The organism is Paenibacillus provencensis (assembly GCF_042678545.1).
In the GTDB taxonomy this organism is placed as follows: domain Bacteria; phylum Bacillota; class Bacilli; order Paenibacillales; family Paenibacillaceae; genus Paenibacillus; species Paenibacillus provencensis.
Genome location: NZ_JBHTKX010000001.1, coordinates 1,379,012 through 1,404,299, shown reverse-complemented (window position 1 = coordinate 1,404,299; position 25,288 = coordinate 1,379,012). Strand labels below are relative to the sequence as shown.

Below are 25,288 nucleotides of genomic sequence, written 5' to 3'. Positions count from 1 at the left end.
ATGTGGACTATCGAATCAAATATCCCGATATAAAAGGAGATGTACAATGAACAAGGACCAACCTGAACGTATCGCATTGATTACAGGCGCAAGTGCCGGGATCGGACTGGAACTAACACGGAAATTACTGTCGGAGAACTACCATGTGGTTGCCGTAACCCGTTCTGATTTTCCAGCCGACGATAGGAGTATTCAGAATGCGGTCAAGAACGGATCGCTTCGAATTTATAAAACGGATGATCTTTCCGATTATGCCTGCTTGAGACTTACTATGGAAGAGATCAAAAGCAAGGAGCAGCGGATCGATATTTTGTTCAATAACGCTGGAGGGTCTTTTCCCGAGCTGAGTTATTCGAAACAAGGACGCGAGAAACATTATGAACTGATGACTGTCGTTCCGTATATTATTCTGATGGAGTTGAAGGAACTCATTGAAATCAGTCGTTTAAAAACGGTGATCAATACCTCATCTTCAGCTCTAAAATTTACAAAAGAGTTTTCGATCGAAGTCCTGGAGCAACCCAAAACCTTTCGCAAGTTGCTTGGTCCTTACGCGACCTCAAAGCTAGCTCTTTCTCTGTGGACTCAGGCCATCGCTTCGCAGCTCGCCAAGAATGGTATCAAGATCCGTAGCGTTGACCCGGGTAGCAACAATACACTAAGAAAAGGGAAACAATCCGGACTGCCCGTTTTGGTTGAATTATTGATGAAGCTATTTTTCTCTCCTCCTACCCTCGGCGCCAACAAGCTGTATGAAGGGGCTCTCGGTGAACACCGTCATGAAAGCGGCGTGTTTTTGCTAAAAGGGCGGGTAGCGGAATTAAAGTTTAGAGACCAGGCGCAGAACGTTTTGGAAAGGATTCAAGCGATTTATGAAAACGAATTTCTCGTGTCTTGAAGCCCAGACCTTGAACAGGGTACTCCTAACCTGCCCGTTAGCTTAACAAAAAGGAGCAGCTGCCGACTGGCAAACTGCTCCATTCTATTTTCAACTAACGTTTTCCGTTAGTTCAATGCCATATCATTAAAATTAAATTTCATTGTATATTCCTCTTCAACTAAATCGGTCTCACCGTTAACTAAAAGAGATGAGAATTCTTTAAAAAGCTGTTTTAACTCGGTATTATCATTAATTAAATTAATGCTTTTTCTATATTCATTTTCGTCCTTATATTTTGATATTTCAATCCACTTACTTTTATCTTGATTACTATTTATACAGAAGGAATGAAAATCTATGTAAGACGCATAAATCTCTGCTGATTTTTTTTGAATATCTAAGTACTCTTCTATTCTATCAGGCTGAATTTGATAATGATAAACTTTAACAAACACTGGCTATCACCCCTTTTTAACCACGAACCTGCCCGTTTGCTTAAGGTCCAAGTAATAACTATCAGTTCGTGACCTTAAGCTATTCAATTATAACTCCATTAAAATGCTGCTTTTCATACAATTCTTCAATCAACCTTACTCCAAAAGCCTGCCGAACCATTTCATACCCTTGATCAAATTATTTCTTTCAATAATACTTTTCTAATTCGCTCTTTCTCTTCCTCTTTGTTGAGGTATTCGTAAAAGCCTAGTTTGTTTCCCCATGGGTCACTAAATGTTCCCCACTTTACTGGTACTTCAGCTCTTGTATGTATTTCAAAATTTTCAATATTCAACTCCTTTAACATTCTATTCTTCTCTCGATCGATATCTTCAACTGCCAATCGAAGTGGGCCGCTCCCTACAGCTGGTTCTCCTTCAGTAACTTGCAGCCAGAACCCGGAAACAATTTCCCATTCAACAAATCCTTCATGGGGAACAAAATCAGGAGCCTTATTGAGAAGAGTTTCATACCACTTTTGTCCATCACTCATATCAGAAACGCGAACTTGATAAGTCATTTCAAAAATCATATTGCACCTCCTATTTCTACTGAATTAATTATAGAACAAGCGTTCTTTTATGTAAATATATTCAAATTCCTCACTAAACTAACCTACGCGTTAGCTTAATGAACTGTTAGTTCGCTTATTTCAAATTCTCCCGGCTATTGTCTTTCCGCGGCACTCTCCAAACTACTAATGTATCAATGAAAGCAGGGTGACCAGCTATTGTTAATCAATATTGGACTCCCATCATTCCCTCTCTCAGGGAACCCACTTGATTATTCAAAGTAAGTGGGTTTATTATATAAATAATTTCTTTTGCATTACATAAGGTTTTCAAAATATTGATCTTCAATTACTGGCAATCTGAAGGGACTTTTTTCAAATAACCTATATATTAAAAGGAAGCGATAATGTGGATCAGATCGATAAAAACATCCTGTTCCATCTGGAAAATCAAGCCAGATTGTCCATGACCGAATTGGGAAAGCTAGTGGGGCTATCACAGCCAGCCGTCACGGAACGTGTGAAACGTCTGGAAGAAGGCGGGGTGATTGAAGAGTATCGTACCGTTATCAACCCCCAAAAATTAGGCAAACAAAGTACATCCTATCTACTTTTCCGGACCAGAGAATGCCATGCTTTCCTTGATTTCTGCCGTTCCTCGCCTGAAGTTGTAGAATGTTATCGCGTAAGCGGGGAACATAATTATTTATTAAAAGTCATGACAGACTCCATCGCGGACCTAGAAGCGTTCGGAGATCAGTGTGACAAATACGGGACCTACACGACGCTTATCGCGATGTCTTCGCCTATTGCACATAAAAACCTGATTGAAGGAGCCGATCTCCTCATCTGAGTATTGCGCATTTATTCAAAGACCGGCCGGCCATCTATCGGTTACATGGTTTGGGTCGGTCTTTCTTATAAAGCAGGAAGCCGTTTTGCAACGGATTCCTGACAATTGGTCTTTGTCGATGTAAAATACGCTTTTAGCGAGTTCTAGGAAATCCGTGTTTTTTGGCAGTCCAAGCTACAAGAAGGGTAATTAGCAACAAGAGAACTAACGAAACTGGTAGGAATCTGGCTCCGATCCAATCAAGCAAGATAGCACCAACAATTCCTCCCCCACCTATTCCAAGATTCCACGCCGTTACAAGCATGGATTGAGCGATATCCGCACTTTTGCCTCCTGCATGTGCAATGGCTGTCTGTAGTAATGTGGCTGCTCCTCCAAAGGTCAATCCCCATGCGATGACACCGAAGATGATGACGGACGGCTGATTTATCCAGATACCCATTGTCGCTGAGGCAAGGGCAAATATCGCAATGCTTGATAAAACCAGTATTCTCAAATAACGATCAATCAGCAACCCAATTATCCAAATGCCGATGACTGAAGTCACGCCGAATATCAGCAGAATCAGATCAACTCTATGGAACAGCGCCGTCTCGGCAAGAAAAGGAGAAATGTAAGTATACAAAATATTGTGAGCCAGTACCCAGGCGAGAACCACAAATAAAATGGATCGAATTCCAGGTATGAAAAGGATTTTATACAATGGGAGTTGATCCTGAGCGGGCTCTCCTTCATAGTCCGGCACCTTCCAGAGCACCCATGCGATGAGGGTTAGCGTCAATATGGACACTATCCCAAAGATCAGGCGCCAGCTTACAAATGTTCCGAAAAAGGTTCCTACGGGAACCCCAAGCGCCAATGCCAAAGGAGTGCCCACCATGGCCACGGCGATGGCTTTTCCTTTTAGCGACTCAGGCACCATTCGGCGTGCATAACCTGCAGTCATTCCCCACAACACCCCCGCAGCTACTCCTGCACAGAAACGTGCGATTAGCGTTAAAGCATACATTGAAGATAAGGCAGTCACCGTGTTAAATACCAGAAAACCTATGATACAGAGCAGCAAAAGCGGTCTTCGTCTCCAACCTCGTGTTGCCGTGGTCAGCGGAATGGCAGCCAGCAGGGAGCCCAGTGCATATAACGTAACCAGTTGTCCGGCCAGCGCCTGCGTTACACCAAGATCAATCGCAATCTGGGGCAGTAGCCCTGCAGGCAGACTTTCTGTAAGTATGCAGATAAATCCTGCCATGGCTAACGCCAATAGACTTGCCCAGGGAAGGCTTTCCTTTTTGGTATCGGTGTCATCTTTGACAGAATACGATTCGTTCGAGATCACAAAAATTCTCCTTTTTGCTGTATTTTGAGATAGCTCAAATGCCCACTTGCTATCTTTCATAAGCTTACACAAATGAGCTCTCATTTTGCATACCGCATTAAAGGTAGTTAAAGCTTATCACAAGGATAATCCATTAATTTCGGAATTTTTACTTTAAATTTAATGGTCATCTATATTTTAAGCTGCTATGGCTGCGCTAACCTGCCCGTAAGTTGAATAAAAAAGAAGCAGCTGCCAACCGGCCAACTGCTCCTTGTTGTTTTGGACTAACGTTTCCCGTTAGTTTAATAAAGATAACCTAATAAATCCAAGTCTCCCTCGATCCATTCTCTCTTACCTACTTCCTTTATCATTAATTCGTTCACTGACTCATAGCCTATTCCTTTAATAATCTGAGATTCATTATCAATTTTCAACCATCTACACTTGTTTTTAACTGTTTTATATCCATTATTCAAATATAAGGTCATGTTATCTGCAAATAAAAATATAAAATCTATATTTCTTCCTTTAGAAAACTTGTCAACTTCTAATAGTAACGTAGTACCTATTCCTTTAGAACGAGTGTTTTGCGAAACACACAAATCAATTATACCTAATTCTTTTATCGGTTCTCCATTTAGACTCATCACTCTGTAATCTAAACCCACATGTCCCACGAGTTGATTTTCTTGGTTGAACGCAAGAAATCTCAAATGCGGCAATTGCTTAAAATAAATCCTATTCGTAGGATAAATTTTTGGAAAACTGTTGGTTAATAAATCTTGTATCATTGCCTCCAATTCCCTATTAATATCATATTCAGGCACCTTTTTTATTCTCAAATTACCTCTCCTACCATTCATTTATTTGTATAAAAGGATGCTAAACCCTTTCTGCTAACTCTCCGCCAATAGATCAATGAAAGCAGGCAACTATGCACCCCTACTCCATCGAGAAGGAAACTCCTCTTTATTACGTTCTGTGTTCGATGTAAGATGAATTCAAAATACACGCTCCTTTTATATTTATTTGTAATACATATTTTCGCATCTAATATCTTTTATACTTTGGATTTCCTTATCTTCACTTGATAAGCTGCGATCATGAAAAAGAAGATAATGCACATCAAACTAAGAATTGCCGAGCTCAAGGCACCCGTGGGTCCATCACTTGCCTGCAGCGACTGCACCGAAATTTGCGGCAAGGAACCTGGGCTATAGGCCGTAATCCGTGGAAGCCATTGCGAAGCCATGGACAGCAGTATTGCCGCTCCTAAGCTGACGAAGGCGATGCCTGCTGCAGGATTCATAAGAGAACTCATGAGCAGCGTAAGCGATCCGGTAAACCAGAGCCACAGCAAATAGAGGAGTCCTGCCTTTAAGACAGCCCCGGTCTCGACGCTTCCGATCATCTGCACGGTATAATACCAGGCCCCCGCAAAGCCAAGCGCGAAAGACGCGGTGACGAGAGCCAGCATGCTAGCCCACTTGGCCGCCGTATAGGATATGTAAGACACTGGCTTTACAAAGATCATCTGTGAAACTCCGCTTTGACGTTCACCTGAAATTAAGGTCATGATGGACAGCACCAAGATCATGAGCCCGACTGAGTTGAATTGGCTAAGCGTCTGGGCCATCACTTCCATTCCAGAAGGAGGCTCAATCGTAATCGTCATGCCTTCAGGCATATTACCCGCGGATTTCAAAATTACCGGCATAAAACGAATCATCACTGGCTGCATTATCCCTAGCATCAAAAACACGAGCGGCACCCACAGCCATTTATAACTGCGTCCCATCTCCTGCATTTCTTTACGAAAAAACAATAAGAACTGCCTCACGATCGCACCACCTTCATAAATAAATCTTCGAGTGTGCTATGGCCTGCTTCAAGTGAACGAATCATGATGCGGTGGGATACCGCGTCGGTCATGATCGCAAGGGAAGCTTGCTCGACGTTCGCCACCCTAATCTTCGCACGCCCTCCTGAAATCTCCGATTGGATGACAAAATCCTTGCTGCAGACAGCGGTCAGCCAGGACCGCGATGCCTCGTCTCCACTCACCTCCAGCCTGATCACTGGCTCGCTGTAAGTTCGGCGAACATGATCAAGGCTTCCTTGAAAGGCAATATCGCCACTCTGAATCATGAGAATTTCATCACAAACCTCTTCTGCGTCATGCAGCACGTGCGTGGAAAATAGGACCGTCGTCTCCTGGCGAATGCGCTGGAGCAGACTCAGCACATACTTCCGCCCTGTGGGATCAAGCGCTGACACGGGCTCATCAAGAATGAGCAGCTTCGGTCTATGAATGAGTGCCTGGGCAAGTCCCAAACGCTGTTTCATGCCTCCTGAATAGCCGCCGATCCTGCGTTTGCCCGCATCCTGAATGCCTACTGCCTCCAGCCACTCGCCGGTTTCCTTCTTGGCCTCACGGCTTGTCAACCCGGCAAGCTCTCCAGCGTAGAGGAGAAATTCAGCCCCGGTCATCCAAGGATAAAACACGGGCATTTGCGGTAAAAAGCCGATGTATGGCCGCCGATCTGCAGTCGGGCTTCCGTTTACCAGCAGGTCAATCGATCCTCCTGACGGCTGAAGTAATCCAGCCAGCATACTGATCGTCGTTGTTTTGCCGGCACCATTTGGACCGAGTAGAGCGGCGCAGCTACCTTCGTTGATACTGAACGATATTCCTTTGACAACTTCACGCTCCTTAAAACGCTTGGATAAATCCCTTACCTGCAGCAACGTCCGAGTCATGAGGCATCCTTCCTTCCGAAGACAAAATAAGCGACTGAGCCGAGAATGTTACCGCATAAGATAATGATGACCCACAACCATTTCGGTCCGCGAATTGCTTCCGCTTTATATAAAGATACCAATCCCACCACAGCCAAAATCAGCTGCAGGACGATTATAGGCATGATCAGATTCCAAGGTATGCTTGAATTCATCGTATCCATGAGTGTTTCCCCCTTTTATTCGTTTGGTTTGGTGCAACCATTCCCTCTCTTCAAGTGTTCTTTTCTCCTAGGCCAATAAATATGAACAAGCCAATAGGCAATAAGCGGTCCCGGAGCCTGAATCAGCCCGATAATTCCCCAGATCCAGTAGTATTTGGTATGGCGACGGGAATGGGTGAACAAAAATAGGCTTTGGATCAGCAGTATGCAAGCGACCAGTAATAAGGCCCACACGGGAACCGTTTCGAGATTCGTTTTATGCATGACCGGATCTCACCTTCTTCTTTGAACGATAAAAAAAACGTACAGTAAACGCGATCGCACCGACGAAGACCAACCCCTGGATGACGATAAAAACAATGATGTTCATGGATGCCAAGAGCATATTGCTTCCTATTAAAACCAGGGCAATGATCAAAAACAGCGCAACTTCCAGTCCTGCACGCTTGCGGAGCCTTTGCTGCTCGGCTGCGACAAGCTGCTCTAGCTCATACAGTGGCGGTGGCTCCGGCTTGCGGATGGCCAGCTCCATCTGGTCGAATCCGTGCAACAGTTCAGCGATCAGAGCCTGATCCTCTGCGGATGATTCTTTATGGAAGCTTTCGCCATACGTATGATCCTGCTCGTTCAGATCGGCAGATCGTTCCCGCGTTCCTTTATTCCTTTTCATCAGTCGCCAGCTCCTTTCGTAACTGCTGCAATCCAAGGTGGACTCTGGATTTAACCGTCCCCGGTGGAATGTCCATCATGTCAGAGATTTCATCATAGGCATAGCCGTAATAATGCTTGAGCAAAATCGGCAGCCGCCATTCGTAGCCCAGCCTGGATAAAGCCTGCATTGCATCAGTCCATTCCTCCTGCTGAGCTTTCATCTGCCACTCCGTTCGTCGTAATGCCTGCTCCCGGTCCCTCCACTGCTTCTCTACCTTGGTGCGGCGCATCTGGTCAATATAAATCCTGGTAGCGATCGTAATCATCCAGGAAGAGAACTTTGATTTTCCGTTATATAGATGAATCTTCTCAATACACCTTAGCATGGTTTCCTGTGCCACATCCTCGGCCAGCTCCGGATTCATCGTCATTTTGATGAGATATTTTGTTAAAAAGGAGTAGTGGGCCTGCAGCAGCTGCGCCATCGCCTGACTATCCCCGCGCTGTGCGCGTTTTATTTGTTTGAGCTCATCCAACTGCAGTCCCTGCTCCTTTCCTTGGTTTCTAGTTTGCTGTATGACCACATCAGCCCGTACGCGACTCATGCAATCAAACATATTACGAAGAGGTTCACATATTTGTTCACTAAAGCACAAAAAACTTTTTTGATTAATTCATTCTGAATAACTCAAACTCATTCTTCAGCTGTCGCTGCTGACTCTAATCCTTATCTTTCTCTGACCAGAATCTATATTTGAGTAAGTCAATTCAGTCTCGGTAAATAAAAAAGCTGCAGAATATGCCTCTTCTGATATATAAATTCTTGTTCATCCGACTGAGAGCTTACTTTGGGTCGAAGCTGATTCCCTGGGGTTCTTTACCCGAAAGTTTTGAAGTGATTAAACAATGGGCATTTAATAATTACATTTTACTGAATTATTTCATTTGTCACCGAACAATCTGTTGACCTATGAGAATTCCGATGTTTGGCAATAGTAACAGTTGTCGATGCATTGCGGTGTACCTGCCCTTGGCGCCATCTTCCCATTAATTCCATCATCGGTGGAAAAGTAGTTGCCTCATACTGCATACGGTTCAAGATACGCTCTATTGTCTGGACAAAAGAGAACATTTTCTGGTTCTTAATGCCCTTTTGGGTGATTATGGAAGCGGAGAAATTGCCTCTATTTGTGGATACGGTTCTCCGCGCTGTCTGTAACGGCAAGTTTAAAGGCCATCCTTCGCCGGATGGTCCTGATTTTGATCTCGCTTTATACACCTATCGTATTCCAATAGGTTGATGTAGATTTTGTCCAATTTTCCTAAGAAAGGCTTCTTCAAGATATTCTTTTAATCCATCACATTGACTTTCTATCCGTGTCATCTATATGCGAGTTAAGCGTCTACTACATGCGGCAAAACAAAATCCTTTTCAGCATAATATGTACTTTAGTCACTTGGTTAACCTAAGAGTTTTGATTTCGCTCATTCTTCAGTATCAAGAGCATCTATCTCAATTAGAAGAGAACATAGATGCTCTCCGTGATAAAACATTGAGGAACTCTAGTTTCGAACCATCCAAGGTGTAGGTTGCTGCCGGGGTCACTCAACAAAGCATAAATAAGCCTGCCATTTTAGTGGCAAGCTTATTTGCAAAGGTTTTAAGTGTTTTTACAACTTTTTGTTGGTGTAGGTTTCAAATATCGAATCTTATGGCAGCGTATCTTTTGGCCTGCTCGGGATCTCTCTTTGAAGGAAATAGACTCGCTTTTGTATCTAATGTAGCAATTTGTTCCATGTCGCCTTGATTTAGTTCAAAGTCAAAAATGTTAAAGTTTTCAATGATTCTCTCCTTACGAACTGACTTTGGAATAACAACAATATTTCTTTGAGTTAGCCAACGTAAAATCACTTGGGCGACGGATTTATTGTACTTATTAGCGATTGTTACTAGAAGTTCATTCTGAAAAATGTTATTTCTTCCTTCTGCTAATGGACCCCAAGATTCAATTTGTATGTTATGTTCTTTCATATACTTAGCACTTTCGACTCGTTGGCAGAAAGGATGAGTTTCTATTTGGTTCACAGCCGGAGCAAACTCATTATGAAGCATTAAATCTACCAGGCGATCCATCTCAAAGTTGCTAACTCCGATCGCGCGTATTTTTCCTTCACGGTACAACTCCTCCATAGCACGCCAAGAACCGTATACATCTCCAAATGGCTGATGAATCAAATATAAATCCAAATAATCCAATTTTAATCTTTCCATTGATCTTGCAAATGCTTGCTTTGTGTTTTCATATCCTGAATCCTACTACTGTATCCGTTGTATGATGGATCAAATGTAAGCGCCACAAAACCACGCTCTGCCAAGTTATTTGCAAGTTAAGATTCGGCAGAAAGCTTCATTCGCCTTCGGTGATGCAACCCATAGTATAATCCGGCTGAAAGCAGTGCTATTCCTCCCGCAACAGTAAACATCATGCGGTAGTCCGTGAAGGCAGCGATCAGTCCCATGAAATAGGACCCTACCCCAATGCCTAAATCAAACAGCAAGAAAAATGTCCCATTAGCACTCCCTCTACGGTGTTCGGGAGAAAGCACAATGGCAAGTGTTTGTAAGCAGGAGAATAAAGCCCCATAACCTGATCCCATGATAATGCCTGCTATCAAAATGATGGCTCCCGAACGAGCTTGGCTCAACAGAATCATACCCGCTGCAAACAATATAATTCCTGGATAGTATAAGTAATGCTCATTATGATGATCAAACAGTCTGCCAACTGCCGGCCGTAAAAATACAATCATGATCGCAAATGCAACAAAAAAAGTACCAGCGACTTGGGCTTGGTGGATTTCAGATGTAAATGACGGAATAAATCCACCTAATGAGCTGTAAGAGACAGCAAGAAAAAAAGCAACCACTGAAATCGGTAAAGCTTTAGGTTCAATGAAACGCCGCCAATTCAAGCCCTTATTTTGCTTTTGTGGAGCTGCATGCGAATCGGTAGCTGGCAATACCCGTTTGGACTTGGGAATCCCTATCGTAAACAAAAGGGATAAAGCCGCAACCAAGCAGACGACCATTAGGATTAGGCTCATGTCGTTGTCTTTCCATAAGTAAAGCCCACAAGCCGGGCCAATCACCATCGCTATACTCATGAACATACTGAAGTAGCCTAAACCAGATCCTTGTCGGGCGCTTGGAATCAAGGAAGAAGCTGATGCACCCATAGCCGTAGACGCGATTGCATAGCTTGTGCCATGCAGATAACGAATGACCAAGAAAATTAAAATGCCGCTTGTTCCCCAGTAGCTTAGGCTTGCGAGTAAAAACAAGCCCAGGCCAATCACAGCCATTTTCTTGTTCCCAAAACGATCCGCCCATTGACCGGAGAAAAGCCGGATCATCACAACCCCGATGACAAACATCGTAATAGCCAAGCCCATCTGCTGTTGATTCCCGCCTAAGCTCTCTTTCACATACAGGGGGAATACGGTATTCAGCATATAAATATTAAGAGATAAGAAGAAGTTGCTCAAACATAAAGCAATAAACGGTTTTGTCCATATTTTTTCCTGAATCATACTTTTCCTTCCCCATCTCCGATTACTCTGCCATTTTAATTTGCATCTCAACGGAACCCTTCATCGTATCAAATACAGACAAGTCAGAAGTAACTTTACCTAGGATCATGAGTCCCGAAGAAGCTTTCTCGGGTTCATCAAATTTTCTTTTCTCATCGATATCGTTGCAGGAAAGGATTTTTTTAAATACCTGTGCTGCCTTACTGTCATTCAGCTCCGCATCAATCACCTGGTTACCAATAGTAATGGTTATTTTCCTTGTGTTAGCTTCTGTTTCAAGTGGCATCTTTAAGTCGCATAGTTTCCTGGATTTCCGCTGTGTCCAAAAAGCCGCCACCTCTTTCCCCTCGACACCCACCTATTCTAAAAAACGCATGACCGGGGGAGCAAAAGTGCCAGTCCACACTGGGCCACCTACCAAAATCGTTTCATAGCCCGATAAATCAGGCAATTCCCCTAGAATTAAAATCAATAGAATCAAAATGATGGATGAAAACGACCTTGTCATGCATATTCTTCTCCATTCGATGTTGAGTTGGTTACTTTTTAGGGGTATAGCGAAGCCAGACACCATCTCCATTTACAGGCTCGACACTTTTCAATAAAAATGCCACTGGAGCTTTGGGTGGCAAATAGTCCGCTCTTTCAAACAGAGTCACGGTATTCGGTTTCTCCATCCGTCACGGGAATCATGACGATACTGAGTTCATCTACCAGGTCATCCTGAAGGAATGACCAATTTATAAAGCCTCCCCCAGACAACATCAGGACTTCAATGCCAAATAAGAATTTCAACTTCTCGGCAGCCAGCGTACAGTTTAAGCTATCGTCACGGGCAAAAATGTAGGAAATTTCATGTTTTCGTAAATATGCAATATATGCGTCCGACGTCTTATCGGTAAGCACTTCGATAATGTGCGCCCTTGGTCTTGACATGTAATCCACATAATTTTGTGTCCAGCCCAACTTGCCGGAAGGGTCAACGGAAACGACATACATCTTTGCATCCGGCACCGCCACATAATCTGTTCGTGGATAAACCGGACTGGTTTCATCCATTTCCGGCTTGTGCCATTTCGTAAAGTTCTCCTCCATTGTGACTCGACCGCACAGCCAAGCTTGTGGGCTATATGTTTCATTGATACGCTCGTATTCTTCATCGACAATTCTTGTTTCAGGCGCTCTCATAAACGGCCCTGTAATTTTACCGTCTAATGCAGTCATCATATGACAAACAATATATGGACGATTTGCATAGTTTCGATTACGAATCATAAAAAACCTCCATAAATAGAGATACTGCCCCAGTTGTAAGTAGCCGGGGCAGATGACCAAATTATATTAGCCCACTTGTACAGTTGGACGGACAATCATTTCGTTAATTGCTACATCTGCCGGTTGTTCGATGGCAAACGCGATTGTACGCGCAATATTAGTAGCATCGACAGCGACTTGATAAAAATCATCCAAGCCTGCTTTCATTTCTGTATCCGAAGTTGTTTCCAACAGTTCGCTGCTGACCGCTCCTGGAGAAATATTGGTTACACGGATATTCGTACCGCTCATGGCTTCCTCTTGACGCAACCCTTCCGAAATGGCTCTTACCGCATGTTTTGTGCCGCAGTACACCGTTCCGCCCGGATAAATATTGTGTCCAGCAACGGAAGAAAGATTGATGATATGCCCGGATTTGCGTTCTCTCATCGAAGGAAGAACTGCGCCGATAGCGTACAGAACGCCTCTAATATTAACGTCGATCATCTGATCCCATTCTTCAATTTTTTTCTTGTACATAAAGGCTTGCGGCATAATTCCGGCATTATTGACCAAAACATCAATTTGTCCAAATTCCTTAAGCGCATATGCAGCCAGCTGTTCCATTTGTTCATGGGAAGTCACGTCCGTGACTTTGTAGATCGCTTGACCGCCGCTTTTTTGAATTTCTTCTTGCAGGCTTTTAAGCCGATCTTCGCGACGAGCTGCCAGCACAAGCTTTGCCCCTTTAGAAGCCAGCTCTTTTGCTGTCGCTTCCCCGATCCCGCTAGATGCGCCTGTAATAATAACAATTTTATTCTGAATATTCGACATGTACGTATACATCCTTTCGGTCTGATGAATGTTATTCTTCTTTTGCAAACAGTTCCTTTGCAACCAGGATGGCAGACATCGCCTGCGACCATCCTGTCTATATAGAAAGCTAAATGTGTATTGACTCCAATCAGTTCTTCTTCCGAAATACGTGGGTTAGGTTTCCCATCCCCTTAAAATGTATTTTTCGTGGAAAATAAACGAAGTGACGATAATGAAACTTGTTAAATTAATGGGCTTGTGTCTAAAATTATAAACAGATACAAAAATCCTGCAATTGTTAGATTAACGCGATTTGTTGATTAGTGAACAACTACCCGCGAATTGTATATTATCTTCGGAAAGTTTGGTGACTCTCCATGCCTAAAGTGGACCGTAGAATACTAAAAACACAAGAAGCACTTAAAAAAGCTGTAATTGAATTGATGTCTAATAAAAATTTCGATGATATTACGATACAGGAAATTTCCGACTCCGCAAATTTAAGTCGGGGAACGATTTATCTTCATTATTTAGATAAATATGACTTGTTGGATAAGCTGATCGAATCGCATATTGACGAACTTAGGGAATTCTGTAAAGAAGCAGCCGAAATGGATTATGTAGAAGGAACCATGATTTGGACAGAGTATTTCGAGAAAAATTATTCATTTTTTTCGATGATGTTAGCAAGTAGAGGAGCACCCTTTTTCCGTAAACGATTCCTTGACTTTCTGATCGAAGAATTTAGAAAAGACGTAGATATAACCAAAGGCAAAAATGAAGAAATTGAGGAAGAAATCCTCGTCAGATTCGTGGCTTCTGCCCAAGTAGGAATTATTGAGTGGTGGTTTACTAATTATAAGCCAGTTACACATGTTAAACTTGCTGAACAACTGGGAACATTGTTAGAGAGGAATCTATAATTTTTGTCTGGCTATGGTAGTGCTCCCCTGACCGGTATTAGCTCGCTCAGGGGCGCTGAAACAGATAAACATAGCAGTGCTTTAAAGATGTTGATTCGACTTCGACTAATAGTCAATTGATAAGCAAGCCTCAATTTTTCCATGCAATCCGTCCGTGTGGACATATCTCGTTTATGCATCAATAGGAAATGTTTTATAATAACTTGATGACATAAAAATAAAAAGCCGCTAAATTAGCGACTTTCAATGGGACCATAATCTTGTCCCCCGACAGAATCCTGCTTTTGTCCGTACTATGGCACAATAATTTGTCTACCCACGTTCACATCGTCTACCTTCCATTGGTTATCAGCAAATTTATAGAATACAAAACGATTAACGAGCTCGAGGTTGACAGGACCACTTTCAAAGTAAGCAGATTGGTGCATTCTCGCTTCTGTTGTACTACTATAGGTAATATCCGCCTTTTTTGTTAGTATAGCGTTATTTGTAATGCCATTACTGTGAATAATCTTGTTTATAAATGAGTCCGTGAAATAAGGTCTGAAATGTGTTCGGATTTGCGAATAGCTTGAGAGATCGGTAGCCTCATTTATTTTTTCATTAAGTACATTTATTCTTTCCTGACTCATTCTCCATGACTTGAGCGGCTCTGTATGGATATAAACCTGTTGCTGACCGATCGTAATGGTTGCTTTTCGTTCTTGTTGAGACCACAGCGCTGTTCCGCCAAAGGCTTCAGCAAAAACACGCGCTGGGATATAAGTTGTTCCACTATAAATTTTCGCTGGCACATCAAGGCTGAAAGCAGCGTTATTTAATAAAGCAGCGCGAGAATTAATATGCAACAATAGCTCTCGTTTGCCACGAGTAATCGAAATGCTTTTATCCTCCTGGTTCCAAAATACTTCTGCATCCAATTTTTCTGAAACAGCACGTAATGGAATCAGCATTCGTCCATTTTCAATTTTTCCATTGTCAACCGTATTCGAAAAAGTATTGGCGAAGCTTATCGCTGAATTACTGATTAATAAGGTGCACATTAAAGAAAGAGCTAGTGTGATTATTATTTTTCTCATAGATGATTCCTTCCACGGTTCCATTCTTGGCCCTTAGCTCATATGAAACTATTATCTATCCTATATGAATTCATTAATCCTAAATCCATGATTTGACTTGGTATTTTACCAGGGAAAAGGATTATCTGTCCAAAGAATCATGACATCGCTCCCCGTCTGCCGCAGAATCGAAAGGGATCTGCCGGAACGGATCTTCCTGTAAATAAACGAATAACTACTGCTTAGTCTAGTGAAAATGATAAATCCACACTTTTACCAAAATAAAGTCTAAACAAAACCCTCTAGCAATTTATGCCGGAGGGATCAGGCAGTTATTAATTAAGCTATTTTTGTTCAAATATTATTACAGTTTTGGGATTTGCCATGTATTCTACTGGGGATCCTAACAACTCAGACACTAAGCGTACTGGTATGAACGAGCTATTCTTCTTCAACAGTAACGGTGTATCAAATGAAACTGTTCTTCCATTCACGTTTGCTTTCTTTTCATTCACTTTCCAACGGATAACCGTGTTGTTTCTGCTGATCGTTACCTCTTTATTGCTTTGATTCCACCCTACCTTCGAACCCGATCTCTCTGAGACAAATCGAATCGGGACATACGTCCTGCTCGATGCTATAAACGGGGCTGCGCTTAGCGCAAAGGATCCCTCCCCTACATAAGCAGTTCTACTCCCGATTACTAATCGCTGGGCTTTCAGTTGAAAGCCGGGGTAGCCTTCCCCACCGAGCTTATTAAGAAGTTGGTATGTTTTGGTTGTACTTCTTAGATCCAAATAGTTACCGCTTAATTGCAAAGCGTATCTTAGCGCTCCCGTGTCATAATGAGTATCGAACGCATGATATCGAATTGGATCCAAATTCCATACACGGTTATCCGATAGATATAAGTAATGAAGTTCGCTTAGGGACTTCAAAGGCTCAAGATTGTAAACCAAATTAGAGGTCAGATTCAAGGAAGTCAGGTTTGACATTTTTTTCAGTGGATCTAGTTCCTTAATCTGATTATTTTCCGCGGAAAGTGATCGCATTAGCGTCATCTCTTCAAGCGCACTGAGATCTGAAATTCGATTGCTTCCGATGTCAAGGTTCATTAAACTTTTGAATAGCGGCTTAAGTGGACTCAGGTCCGAAATTCGATTGCTCGCTAGGTCCAAATTCTTTAATTTTGTCAATTTGCTCAAGGGCTTAATATTCGCTATCAGGTTCTCGTTCATTTTTAGCCATGTTAATTCTGTAGCCGTCGATAAAGCCTCAATGTTCGAAATTTGATTATCGTTCGCTTCAAATGTGTGCAGACGCCAAAACTGCCTGATCACATCAATCGATGAAATTCTGTTCCGGTTTACTTTCAACCTTCCCATATCCGTCATAGAAGACAATTCCTGGATTGAAGCGATCTGATTGCCAGAAATATCAAGGCCACGAATCTTTGTCAATGATTTTAGTGGCATGATATCGTCAATTTCATTATTGGACAAGTCAAGATGTGTCAAATTTGAAGCATACTGTAACCCTTGAATGCTTTTAATTTCCCGTTTTGAAAGATCTACCACGGTTAATGATTGCATATCTTTCTGCATAATGGCCGTATTTTTATCCTTTTTCAAGATTTGTTTTATAGCTTGCTCCAATTGCTCGTCTTGAAAACTTACTTCCAGGGATGCCTGCTCCATAGATGTCTCTCCTGGTAAGCTGAGCAAAATTACCAATACTAATACTAGTCCTGATAAAACCTTGTTCATTACGTTCCTATCTCCCCTCTTCTACTGGTGTCTAATGATAATGACGCTAATAACCCATAAAAGTTGTAGTCCAATTTTACCGTGTAGACTAACCGTTCCGCAGCTGTGTACATTAGGATCAATAAATGAGGCTATCGTTTCTACACTCTCCGTAGTTTGATCAATTGCTGAGCCTGAGCGACAGAATGGATAGATATTCAGAATAATAGAGCGTTTCATGGGTATTTTGAAAAATACAAGAATGGTACTTAAAGAAAACAAAAATGAGATCAACAATCCAGTATGCTGTCCTTAATAAGGATAGCTCTCCACGCAAACAAAGAATTAAGTTATTTGACCCTAGAGTAAGCAAAAATGACCTTCTATAGAATAGAGGGTCATTTTATTTAAAGATATTGTCAATTTAAGATGTACTAGTGAGAAGCCGAATCAACAATTAGTACTTCATTAAACTTACCTTCCACTTAGCATAACGAAAGAGCAGCCGATCATGTTGTCGATACTACCCCAAGAAACCAAAAGAGTCTCTCATTTGAGAAATGTTCCGAGTAATGGATGATTAGGCACTGCTAGAGCCTCGCGAACGTGATGTAATCGACTTGGACAGGCTCTGCTGATTCGATCCGAAGTGCCCGGTTGATCTGTCCTCGGTGATATTGCCCATGTAAGAGGACCTGTAACAAAATGTCCCGCACGGACGATCTGAACGTAACCCCGGTCTGGTTCGTATATTCGATCACCCCGTCCAACTCAGATTCTTCAAGTCCTTCAATATAGACGCGATATTGCTCGGCGTTTTCTTTGAACATCGTCCGGATTGCCGTAAGGTCTTCCGCTTCTTCCCATAACGAATATTGCGCACTTTCCTTGCCTTGCAATCGGGACAGCCAGACTTGTTCTGCGACCGCGACGTGGCGAACCAGCTTCAGAAGGTCCCTGTTCTTCATCTTACTCTCCTCAAGCGCATCCATAATTTGCTCGTCCGCCCAGTACAGATGATCCATCATGCATTTGATCGTCTTCATTTCGGTTTCCTCCTATCGATTATCTGATCCTTGTTTCCCTAACCTGCCCGATAGCTTAACGAAGAAAAAAGGAGCAACAGCCAACCGGCAACTGTTCGATGGTTAAATCAATAGACGAGAAACTAGTGAGTCAGCCTCATGATTATACCCTAATAAACGAAGATCATTGGCAATTCGATCAATTAAAGTTTTATCACCAGAGCAAGTATGTTGAAGATGGCGAACGAGAGCTAACATGTCTATAATTTCATCAGACACTGCTGGCATGAATTGTTTGATACCTACTGAATCTAGAGTATTTACAGTTACTTGGAATGATCTTTCTATACGAAGATTGTTTATATAGGTAAAAGGCTGCCCTATAGGCAAAATGTTGAACCTATTCTTTACTTCATTTAACACTCTTCCTTTTTCGAACTTCCACCGATCATGATCAAACCATTCTGAATTACTATCTCTACTTTGTTCTTCTTGGAGATGACTTAAGTATCGATCTTCATTTTGGAATTCATTCCATACTAACGATTCATTGTAAAAGTGAAGTGAAAAAAAATCATTTATATTCTTCGCAACTATACGAACACGTTCATTATCCATAGGAGATACTCTAACTACTAAAGCTTCTTCTAAATCCTTAACTACTCCAAAATCCGTTAGGAGTGCAAAGTGTATTCCGTCTCCACCAGTGCTGGCAAATGGAATGCTGTCTACGGGAGTACAGAAGTAACCATCTTGACTATAATCTAATCCGAGGAAAAGTCCTGATGGTTTTTCTAGATATGCAACCTCATTTGCAAAATAACCTTCCCATTCCACAAGTTGTTGCAGCAATTTAGGTGCCTTGTAACTGGAGTTCATATTACACCTCGCAGTGTATTTTTATTTGAATGTATGTAATTTATAATTAACAATTTAACAATAAAATTTTTGTAGTATTAATATTTAGGAACAATATCAAATTTTAACGTAAATATAGAAAAGTTTAATTCACTAAGATATTTCTTTGGGTTTTGAATTCTCATAGTAATCTTCCCATAGAGGGCTGATGTATTTTTCTAATGATTTTACGATATCATCTCTTCTGCTCTCTTCGACATTTACAGTGTCGTTTAATATATCATTTCTAATTCGTATGAGTACAAATAAAGGAGGTAATTCAGCCTCGCGGAGAGCCTTAATCATGTTATCTTCTTGTGGAGTAATATCCATAACATATATCTTCCTTTCTAATAGAAATACATACAAATATATACCAGTATACCAGTGATTTCTACCATTTTCTATTTCATATACCTCAGTAAAAACTAGTTCAAGACGCAGTTTTGATGATTATCAAAACTGCAAATGGGGCGACGCTGCAGCCGATTCTTGAGGCAATGCATCAATGGGGACAGCGTAGACTACGGTAAACTTTTTTATTGTTCTTTTCACAAATTACTCGTACTTGCTTATTTAAATGACCTAACCCCAGTTTAAATACTGGGGTTGGTGGGATATTACGCCTGAAGACACCGTAAAGCAATACTATATCTATTCTTGCCTTGTAAAAATAATTACCGTTTCTATAACAATTTATAAATAAGGAACTATTGCTCGGTTAAGAACCTTTCTTGACGAAATTTATATTAGGGTGAATTTTTTAAACCACCTTTATTTTAACCCCCTACTCCTTAACTGTTTCCAAAAAACAAAACCCAATAGTAAGTTATGTTCATGCTGGAAACAGATCACTTGGCAAAAAATGCTTTTAAGTATGGGCAAGCGAAAGCCATCCGACCGCTGTCTTGCGGCACTCCTCATAAACATGACGTTCTCGCGGACGGCCTAATATTGAAAGGTGTAAATGCGGCAGCATTATCTAATCGAAATAAAAGGAGTAGTTAAAAACCAAAAATGAACAGACGACAGTGTGCAAGATCTAACATAAATGAGTCCCTCTAGATACATATATTTTTCATTGAATAGGAAATGCTAATGATGTGAAGGAGGATTTTTATGCTTAATGTTAACAATTGGCTTGGACACCTCGCGCATAATTATGTCCTAATTGTGGTTGGAGCCATCATTTTCTTTGCTGTTAAATCAATCCTTGGAATAATGACGTACCATCACTACAACAAAGAATTAGAACATTTACACAAGAAGATAGACCTTCTCTTAGCAAAGAGATCTGACGAATGACAGATACTTACATCCATGAATTTTATTAATATCCGGTCGCTTAGATTTTGCATTTTGTTCAGTAGAATCTGCATCCTAGCACGTGCGGTCCTCTTTTTAGCGGTCAGCAGGAGTAAGATAACTTCCCGCGCAGAGAACCTGGCAGCCAAATCCATCCAGATTGCCATAGGTGTCGTTGTAGCATTAGTAGTGAGATTTGGTATAACTTGGCTCGCTGACAGCATGATCGGACTGCATATCCCGCAGTTTGCGGATACAGCGCTGTTCCTTTCCATTACCTTTTTCAGCTTTTTCCTTTTGATCTCCGCGGTGATGTCCCTTGTGAGCATCAAAGGAATTGCCATTTTTGCCTTGATTCTGTTCTTGGGGGCACCCCTGCTTGCTGTAGCTCCGGAAATGATGTCTCCTTTCTACCGGGACTGGGTGGACACATGGCTGCCGATGCGTTTTATGGTGGAAGGACTTCGAGACCTGTTCTTCTTCGGCAACGGACTGCACAGGAATCATGCTGTATCCACTCTTACTTGGATCGGTCTGGGGAGCGCTGTCGTCATCTTGGCTTCCGCATGGAAGCCGCGAGCGGCTGAACAGTCATATAAAATTGAAGGGTAGTATAAAGATGCATGCGACTGGTGGGACTGACCTCTTAATGTGATACAAATTAAAACACCTTCAAGAAAATTGAACCATTTCGTTAGATATGGAGACAATCTTGAAGGTGTTTTTGCATTGGCAACAAAACCGGCTGTATGGCCACAGCCGGCTCTCTGCTAATCATGTGTGCTAAATATTATGGTGTGGGAAAGGGAATGCTCTGCGCCGTTTCAATCTGCTGCAGATCGACGCTGAACTGTTCCTGCACGCTGAAGGGATGATACAATCCCTTGGCAATTGCATATTCGGTGATCTTCTCATGCGTATCGATCGCCTGTTCCAATTGACGTTCCAGAACAACCTTTATTTCCGGGGTGACGCATTCCGTTACGGCCATCGCTAAATTCCGGACGCCGCTCTTGGCCGTAGCCAGAAAGTCCATTGCGATCACATCATCCGTCATCTTGTTCATGCCAGTCATGTATTTCAGTACGGGATTCATTGCAGCGTCTCCTTTCCTTTTGTCAAAATCTCAGCGAGCTCGACCAGCTGATCGGATGACATGGCGGCATCCTCCTGAAGAATAAGCTTCAGCTCGGGGTCCATGACCAGGGCCTGCATCGTCTTGGACTTCGTCATGCAGACCGTCTTGAAGGCAGCAATCTCATGCACCTCCAAGGCTTCATGCATTGCATACGTTGGATTCATCTAGATTTCACTCCCTCGTTTAATCAAGCTCTTTACGGCTTTAAAATAACTTTGATGCAGTTATCCGTCTTCGTATCGAAAATTTCGTAGCCGCGTTTGGCCTCGCTCAGCGGAATAACGTGCGTAATGATATCGGACACGTTGACCTTTCCTGTCGTTACCAGTTCATACATGTAGGGCATATAATGAATGACCGGTGCTTGTCCGGAGCGAATGGCTATATTGCGCTGCATGATATCACCCAGCGGAAATCCGTTGTAGCGGCCGCCATATACGCCGGTAATTTGAATGGTACCGCCTTTGCGGACCGCTTGGGAAGCAATAATCAAAGCGCTCATGGTGCCGCCTTGCAGCTTCAGACCGCTCGCCAGGTACTCGAGATCGCTCATTTTCCCGTCCATGCCCACCGCGTCGATGACCACGTCCGCTCCACCCTTGGTGATTTCCTTCAGGTAGCTACCGACATTTTCATGTTGCTCGAAATTGACGGTTTCGACGTTATTGTTCTTTTTGGCATGCTGCAGCCGGTAATTTACGTAGTCTACGGCGATAACCCGCTTCGCACCTTTAAACCAGCAGAACTTTTGAGCAAGCAGTCCAACCGGACCGCAGCCAAGCACGATTACGGTATCGCCCTGTTTCACGCCCGCATTATCAACGCTCCAAAAAGCGGTCGTCATCGCATCGGCGATCAAAGCAAGGCTTTCATCCGGCTGCTCATTGCTTTCCGGAATTTTAAAGTGCGTGAAATTGGCGAACGGAACCCGCAAGTATTCGGCCTGCCCGCCAGGATATCCGCCGGTCGTTCCCGAGTATCCGAAATACGCTCCCATATCTCCGTTATCATTGGAATTGTCGCACTGGCTCTCCAGATGATTTTTACAGTAAAAGCATTCGCCGCAAGCAATATTGAACGGGATTATGACGCGGTCGCCCTTTTTCAGCTTGGTGACTTCGGGTCCGACTTCCTCTACGATCCCCATCGGCTCATGCCCTATGACGTAATCCTCCTGCAGGTTGGGAATCATGCCGTGAATCAGGTGCAAATCGGAGCCGCAAATGGCGGTGCTGGTCAGCTTGACAATCATGTCATCCGGCTTTTGAATTTTCGGATCGGGAACGTCTTTGACAACGACGTTTTTGACCCCTTGGTACGTCACTGCTTTCATCATGCCTGACTTTCCTCCTTATGCTCATCCGGCGTCCTGTCAAACATCCCTTTGCGCGACGTATCCCCCGGAAACAGGTTCATTCCGGCGATCATCGCCGTATTTTTGGCGGACAGCTGGTCCAGCTGATATTGCTCTTGCAGCTCATACGGATGAAACCATTTTTTGCGAATCATGAGCTCGGTAATTTCCTGGTGCAGGGCAATGCCCTGTTTTAACTGTTTTTTGAGAAGCTCCCTGGCTTCTGGCGATACGGTCTCGGTCAGGGCAACGGCGGTATTGCGGACCCCTTCCTTGGCCCGGAGCAGAAAATCCATGGCGAATGTCATATCGGCCATTTCCGGCATGTTAAGTGAATTGATTGGATCTAAATAATCGTTGTTCATTAGGTCATCACCTTTAATTTAGAATAGGGGTAGGCTTGCTTTCGGGAACTGGAGCCTGAAATGGAGCTCTTTGATAGACAGCTTTCAGTTCATGGATAGCCACCGTGGATTGTTCAACATCTTTTTGCATGAGCGCCTTCAATTCCTGATCGAAAACGATCCCCTGCATTAGCTTGGACTTTGCCGCACAGAGCGTCTTGAAATTCAGCACTTCATGGAGATCAAGCGATTCGTGAGGGGCGAGTGAATTATCTTTCACGGTTAATTTGTACCTCCTTCATTTAACATGTTTGCAAGGATAGGTTATCCCTCTGCACAGGGCTTGATTCGGGCTCCTCCTTTTTTGCCGCATTCCAAAAAATTCCATCTAGGGGGCACTCACGAAAAAAGGCTTCGGAATGTGAGATGTTATTACCGTTCATCATTTGGTGGTCGGCGTAGATATCGCTCAAGAGACCCATGTAGCCAGGGCTGTCAGCTTTCGCGGGATGGCTTTAGGGAATCCGCTCCAATTTGGAAATCTTCGTGAAGGCTTCGAGCTTTTCAAGCATAGACTCTCCCTGAACGCGGATTAATAACCAGTTCATCCCGCAACAGATCACAGCGAATAGTAGTACCATGTTCTCGGGCCAAGAACTTGTACCGATAAAATAAAAAAGCCGCATATTATGCGACTTTGAAGGTATTCATGTTCTTGTTGTTGTCTGACAAATATATTTATTTGCTGCTACACTATCTTTCTGCTCAAAAGCAGACGTAGATAATCCAGCACTGAATTTGAAAGAAGGCTCTCTCTTAATTAAAACAATTATTGGTATACCGACAGCTCTTTTTCAATTTCTTTCTTTATCAGGATGAGACACTCGTTAGATGTTTTTGCAAAGATTCTTTTTCCATTAACAAAAGCAAATGGTCTTCTGCCACACATTCCACAAAAGGAGAGACACTGATTTGCTATTACGGCTACGTCTGGATACTCAGCTTCCAATATTCCTTCAATATCGATGTCTAAGATAAATCCGCTGCTACAAATTTCAACGATGACGATTCCCAAAAAATATGATCTCCTTTTCTTACAAATGCTAAAACCCAATTGGATGTAATTACCCTTTATGAAACATCATTTTAACTTCATATGGCTGCTGTGACCAGGAGAAAGCTTGGCTGTAGGATCTATATATACTTTAGCATTATTAATCGCTGTTGGAGCTTCTCCAAACCCTACTGCAATTAGCTTTAATTTCCCAGGATAGGTCGTAATATCTCCAGCTGCAAATATCCCGGGAATACTCGTTTCCATTCTTGTGTCTACTTGTATCGATCCATTCTGTATATCAAGTCCCCATTCAGCAACTGGTCCTAATGAAGAGATAAACCCGTAATTAACAATTAGTGATTGACAAGGTATCGCAATTTCTTCCCCTGACTTGGTTTTGATAGAAATCTCTTCAATCTGGTCATCACCTCGAATTTGACTTATATCTACAAGAGTTAAGATATTTACACTTGATTTCATCAGTTTTTCTACACTATGCTCATGTGCTCTAAATTTATCTCTACGGTGTACCAAAGTAACCTTTTTGGCGATATTCTCAAGCATAAGTGCCCAATCAACTGCCGAATCGCCGCCCCCACATACTACAACTTCCTGACCTTCAAAAGATTGTATATCATTGATAAAATAGTGGATTCCATTTTCTTCATACTTTCGAACTTCTGGTAGATCAAGCTTCCTAGGTTCAAAAGCTCCAACTCCACCCGCTATAATAACTGAACGTCCATAATGAATTCCTTTACTTGTAATAATTTTGAACTGACGCTCAGCTTCCTTAACTACTTGAAGCACTTTTTCATCCAGATTAATATCGACTGAAAATAACTTCATTTGTTCTTCTAAATTATTTACAATTTCTTGACCTGTTACTTTAGGGAAGCCTGCAATATCATAAATTTGTTTTTCGGGATATAATGCAGCAAGTTGTCCACCTAATTGAGGCATGCTATCAATAATCTTTACACTTGCTTTACGCATGCCTGCATAAAATGCAGCGAACATTCCTGCGGGGCCTCCCCCTATTATTATCATATCAACCATTTGATTTTCTGGGGACGAATTCATTACATACTCCTTATTTAATCTAATTAT

At 42.5% G+C, this 25,288-nt stretch carries 31 protein-coding genes and 2 pseudogenes; 6 read left to right on the top strand and 27 right to left on the bottom strand.

Annotation, left to right across the window (positions count from 1 at the left end; translation table 11 throughout):
- Window positions 1-46 precede the first annotated feature (46 nt).
- Window positions 47-898, top strand: a complete 852-nt coding sequence (locus ACFQ3J_RS06750) for an SDR family NAD(P)-dependent oxidoreductase (protein ID WP_251585006.1) — start codon at window positions 47-49, stop codon at window positions 896-898.
- 107 nt (window positions 899-1,005) lie between these two features.
- Here the strand turns inward: ACFQ3J_RS06750 and ACFQ3J_RS06745 are convergent, their stop codons facing one another.
- A complete protein-coding gene (locus tag ACFQ3J_RS06745) occupies window positions 1,006-1,335 on the bottom strand; it encodes a hypothetical protein (protein ID WP_251585008.1) in 330 nt (109 codons plus the stop codon).
- A gap of 173 nt (window positions 1,336-1,508) precedes the next feature.
- Entirely contained in the window at window positions 1,509-1,907 is a 399-nt protein-coding gene (locus ACFQ3J_RS06740; protein WP_251585010.1) for a VOC family protein, read from the bottom strand.
- A 388-nt stretch (window positions 1,908-2,295) separates the two neighbouring features.
- On the opposite strand from ACFQ3J_RS06740, the gene ACFQ3J_RS06735 reads away from it, so the two are divergent.
- On the top strand, window positions 2,296-2,739 hold the full coding sequence (locus ACFQ3J_RS06735) for an Lrp/AsnC family transcriptional regulator (protein ID WP_091156611.1): 444 nt from the start codon (window positions 2,296-2,298) through the stop codon (window positions 2,737-2,739).
- A gap of 133 nt (window positions 2,740-2,872) precedes the next feature.
- Here ACFQ3J_RS06735 and ACFQ3J_RS06730 read toward each other — a convergent pair whose 3' ends face one another.
- From ACFQ3J_RS06730 to sigY, 8 genes are all read right to left on the bottom strand, one after another.
- Complete coding sequence (locus ACFQ3J_RS06730; RefSeq protein ID WP_251585012.1) at window positions 2,873-3,988, bottom strand: MFS transporter; 1,116 nt, start codon at window positions 3,986-3,988, stop codon at window positions 2,873-2,875.
- A gap of 371 nt (window positions 3,989-4,359) precedes the next feature.
- Complete coding sequence (locus tag ACFQ3J_RS06725) at window positions 4,360-4,899, bottom strand: GNAT family N-acetyltransferase (protein ID WP_251581632.1); 540 nt, start codon at window positions 4,897-4,899, stop codon at window positions 4,360-4,362.
- A gap of 218 nt (window positions 4,900-5,117) precedes the next feature.
- Entirely contained in the window at window positions 5,118-5,897 is a 780-nt protein-coding gene (locus ACFQ3J_RS06720; protein ID WP_251581630.1) for an ABC transporter permease, read from the bottom strand.
- The gene (locus tag ACFQ3J_RS06715) at window positions 5,894-6,817 is read right to left on the bottom strand and encodes an ABC transporter ATP-binding protein (RefSeq protein ID WP_251581628.1); all 924 of its coding nucleotides are present in this window, start codon (window positions 6,815-6,817) and stop codon (window positions 5,894-5,896) included. The genes ACFQ3J_RS06720 and ACFQ3J_RS06715 overlap by 4 nt, the downstream gene beginning before the upstream one ends.
- The gene (locus ACFQ3J_RS06710; protein ID WP_251581626.1) at window positions 6,814-7,020 is read right to left on the bottom strand and encodes a PLDc N-terminal domain-containing protein; all 207 of its coding nucleotides are present in this window, start codon (window positions 7,018-7,020) and stop codon (window positions 6,814-6,816) included. Before ACFQ3J_RS06710 ends, ACFQ3J_RS06715 begins: the two co-directional genes overlap by 4 nt.
- A 15-nt stretch (window positions 7,021-7,035) precedes the next feature.
- Window positions 7,036-7,284, bottom strand: a complete 249-nt coding sequence (locus ACFQ3J_RS06705) for a transcriptional regulator (protein ID WP_251581624.1) — start codon at window positions 7,282-7,284, stop codon at window positions 7,036-7,038.
- Window positions 7,277-7,690 (bottom strand): YxlC family protein, encoded by a 414-nt coding sequence (locus ACFQ3J_RS06700; RefSeq protein ID WP_251581622.1) that lies wholly within the window; start codon window positions 7,688-7,690, stop codon window positions 7,277-7,279. Before ACFQ3J_RS06700 ends, ACFQ3J_RS06705 begins: the two co-directional genes overlap by 8 nt.
- The gene (gene sigY / locus ACFQ3J_RS06695) at window positions 7,677-8,207 is read right to left on the bottom strand and encodes an RNA polymerase sigma factor SigY (RefSeq protein ID WP_251581702.1); all 531 of its coding nucleotides are present in this window, start codon (window positions 8,205-8,207) and stop codon (window positions 7,677-7,679) included. The genes ACFQ3J_RS06700 and sigY overlap by 14 nt, the downstream gene beginning before the upstream one ends.
- Before the next feature lie 450 nt (window positions 8,208-8,657).
- Between sigY and ACFQ3J_RS06690 the strand changes: the two genes are divergently transcribed.
- Window positions 8,658-8,972, top strand: a complete 315-nt coding sequence (locus ACFQ3J_RS06690; RefSeq protein WP_251581620.1) for a hypothetical protein — start codon at window positions 8,658-8,660, stop codon at window positions 8,970-8,972.
- A gap of 395 nt (window positions 8,973-9,367) precedes the next feature.
- Here ACFQ3J_RS06690 and ACFQ3J_RS06685 read toward each other — a convergent pair.
- The 5 genes and pseudogenes from ACFQ3J_RS06685 to ACFQ3J_RS06665 form a co-directional block, all read right to left on the bottom strand.
- A pseudogene (locus tag ACFQ3J_RS06685) lies at window positions 9,368-9,985 on the bottom strand (aldo/keto reductase); the annotation flags it as partial.
- A gap of 74 nt (window positions 9,986-10,059) precedes the next feature.
- Window positions 10,060-11,262, bottom strand: coding sequence for an MFS transporter (locus tag ACFQ3J_RS06680; RefSeq protein ID WP_251581618.1), 1,203 nt, complete (start codon window positions 11,260-11,262; stop codon window positions 10,060-10,062).
- 22 nt (window positions 11,263-11,284) lie between these two features.
- Window positions 11,285-11,599: a hypothetical protein gene (locus tag ACFQ3J_RS06675; protein WP_251581616.1), complete on the bottom strand. Its 315-nt coding sequence runs from the start codon at window positions 11,597-11,599 to the stop codon at window positions 11,285-11,287.
- Between the two features lie 308 nt (window positions 11,600-11,907).
- The gene (locus ACFQ3J_RS06670; RefSeq protein ID WP_251581614.1) at window positions 11,908-12,537 is read right to left on the bottom strand and encodes a dihydrofolate reductase family protein; all 630 of its coding nucleotides are present in this window, start codon (window positions 12,535-12,537) and stop codon (window positions 11,908-11,910) included.
- Between the two features lie 66 nt (window positions 12,538-12,603).
- Entirely contained in the window at window positions 12,604-13,350 is a 747-nt protein-coding gene (locus ACFQ3J_RS06665; protein WP_251581612.1) for an SDR family oxidoreductase, read from the bottom strand.
- A 359-nt stretch (window positions 13,351-13,709) separates the two neighbouring features.
- Between ACFQ3J_RS06665 and ACFQ3J_RS06660 the strand changes: the two genes are divergently transcribed.
- Window positions 13,710-14,255 (top strand): TetR/AcrR family transcriptional regulator, encoded by a 546-nt coding sequence (locus tag ACFQ3J_RS06660; RefSeq protein WP_251581611.1) that lies wholly within the window; start codon window positions 13,710-13,712, stop codon window positions 14,253-14,255.
- Window positions 14,256-14,548: 293 nt separating this feature from the next.
- Here ACFQ3J_RS06660 and ACFQ3J_RS06655 read toward each other — a convergent pair whose 3' ends face one another.
- The 5 genes from ACFQ3J_RS06655 to ACFQ3J_RS06635 form a co-directional block, all read right to left on the bottom strand.
- Complete coding sequence (locus ACFQ3J_RS06655; protein ID WP_251581610.1) at window positions 14,549-15,334, bottom strand: copper amine oxidase N-terminal domain-containing protein; 786 nt, start codon at window positions 15,332-15,334, stop codon at window positions 14,549-14,551.
- Between the two features lie 323 nt (window positions 15,335-15,657).
- A complete protein-coding gene (locus ACFQ3J_RS06650) occupies window positions 15,658-17,079 on the bottom strand; it encodes a stalk domain-containing protein (protein ID WP_251581609.1) in 1,422 nt (473 codons plus the stop codon).
- Between the two features lie 569 nt (window positions 17,080-17,648).
- Window positions 17,649-18,104 carry a DinB family protein gene (locus tag ACFQ3J_RS06645; protein ID WP_251581608.1) on the bottom strand — a complete coding sequence of 152 codons (456 nt, stop codon included), beginning with the start codon at window positions 18,102-18,104 and terminating at the stop codon, window positions 17,649-17,651.
- 102 nt (window positions 18,105-18,206) lie between these two features.
- Window positions 18,207-18,962, bottom strand: coding sequence for a hypothetical protein (locus ACFQ3J_RS06640; protein ID WP_251581607.1), 756 nt, complete (start codon window positions 18,960-18,962; stop codon window positions 18,207-18,209).
- Between the two features lie 132 nt (window positions 18,963-19,094).
- Window positions 19,095-19,313, bottom strand: a complete 219-nt coding sequence (locus ACFQ3J_RS06635) for a hypothetical protein (protein ID WP_251581606.1) — start codon at window positions 19,311-19,313, stop codon at window positions 19,095-19,097.
- A gap of 1,026 nt (window positions 19,314-20,339) precedes the next feature.
- Here ACFQ3J_RS06635 and ACFQ3J_RS06630 point away from each other — a divergent pair.
- A complete protein-coding gene (locus ACFQ3J_RS06630) occupies window positions 20,340-20,897 on the top strand; it encodes a hypothetical protein (RefSeq protein ID WP_379292425.1) in 558 nt (185 codons plus the stop codon).
- A 178-nt stretch (window positions 20,898-21,075) separates the two neighbouring features.
- On the opposite strand, the gene ACFQ3J_RS06625 is transcribed toward ACFQ3J_RS06630, so the two are convergent.
- Genes ACFQ3J_RS06625 through ACFQ3J_RS06605 form a run of 5 tightly spaced genes read right to left on the bottom strand, consistent with a single transcriptional unit; the run spans window position 21,076 to window position 23,401 of the window.
- Entirely contained in the window at window positions 21,076-21,381 is a 306-nt protein-coding gene (locus ACFQ3J_RS06625; protein ID WP_091156624.1) for a spore coat protein, read from the bottom strand.
- Window positions 21,378-21,587: a hypothetical protein gene (locus tag ACFQ3J_RS06620; protein WP_091156626.1), complete on the bottom strand. Its 210-nt coding sequence runs from the start codon at window positions 21,585-21,587 to the stop codon at window positions 21,378-21,380. Before ACFQ3J_RS06620 ends, ACFQ3J_RS06625 begins: the two co-directional genes overlap by 4 nt.
- 32 nt (window positions 21,588-21,619) lie before the next feature.
- The gene (locus tag ACFQ3J_RS06615) at window positions 21,620-22,756 is read right to left on the bottom strand and encodes a zinc-dependent alcohol dehydrogenase (RefSeq protein ID WP_091159129.1); all 1,137 of its coding nucleotides are present in this window, start codon (window positions 22,754-22,756) and stop codon (window positions 21,620-21,622) included.
- Complete coding sequence (locus ACFQ3J_RS06610) at window positions 22,756-23,142, bottom strand: spore coat protein (protein ID WP_091156629.1); 387 nt, start codon at window positions 23,140-23,142, stop codon at window positions 22,756-22,758. The genes ACFQ3J_RS06615 and ACFQ3J_RS06610 overlap by 1 nt, the downstream gene beginning before the upstream one ends.
- A gap of 13 nt (window positions 23,143-23,155) precedes the next feature.
- A complete protein-coding gene (locus tag ACFQ3J_RS06605) occupies window positions 23,156-23,401 on the bottom strand; it encodes a spore gernimation protein GerQ (RefSeq protein ID WP_251581605.1) in 246 nt (81 codons plus the stop codon).
- Between the two features lie 151 nt (window positions 23,402-23,552).
- Between ACFQ3J_RS06605 and ACFQ3J_RS27080 the strand changes: the two are divergent.
- Window positions 23,553-23,681 (top strand): annotated as a pseudogene (locus ACFQ3J_RS27080) (IS110 family transposase); the annotation flags it as partial.
- 269 nt (window positions 23,682-23,950) lie between these two features.
- On the opposite strand, the gene ACFQ3J_RS06600 reads toward ACFQ3J_RS27080, so the two are convergent.
- Window positions 23,951-24,196 carry a DUF1450 domain-containing protein gene (locus tag ACFQ3J_RS06600; RefSeq protein WP_091156634.1) on the bottom strand — a complete coding sequence of 82 codons (246 nt, stop codon included), beginning with the start codon at window positions 24,194-24,196 and terminating at the stop codon, window positions 23,951-23,953.
- A gap of 66 nt (window positions 24,197-24,262) precedes the next feature.
- A complete protein-coding gene (locus ACFQ3J_RS06595) occupies window positions 24,263-25,261 on the bottom strand; it encodes an NAD(P)/FAD-dependent oxidoreductase (RefSeq protein WP_251581603.1) in 999 nt (332 codons plus the stop codon).
- Window positions 25,262-25,288: the final 27 nt, after the last annotated feature.